The 309-nt window shown below is 53.1% G+C and carries 1 protein-coding gene; it reads right to left on the bottom strand.

Translation table 11 applies throughout. The features are described 5' to 3' along the window. A partial coding sequence (locus AC1RP4_RS07905; protein WP_481763259.1) for a hypothetical protein occupies window positions 1-182 on the bottom strand: 182 nt, incomplete at its 3' end. Window positions 183-309: the final 127 nt, after the last annotated feature.

Below are 309 nucleotides of genomic sequence, written 5' to 3'. Positions count from 1 at the left end.
GTCTTAGCCTCAGCCTGCTGAGTTAGCTTCGGTGCTGCTTGCTCCGCGTTGTTGAGCCGCGAATTATCGATGTCGCGGCGATCATTCTCGGCCTTGGCCATTTTGTTGATGGTGGCCTGCTGAGTTGACCACGCAGAGTCATAACCCAGCTTGTAGCCAAGTGCGGCACCTGCCACGAACACTATCAGGACAAGCGCGATCTTAATCGCGTAGGTCTTGAGAAAATCAACAGCTATCAGGATGATCCTTCAAAATACTTCGTCTTCACGCGCTCCAAAATCCACTCCGGGCAGTTACCCGGGTCGAACA

The sequence above is a fragment of the Dellaglioa sp. CoH-56-MRSF-10 genome (assembly GCF_056782175.1).
This window is presented reverse-complemented; position numbering and strand designations above follow the sequence as displayed.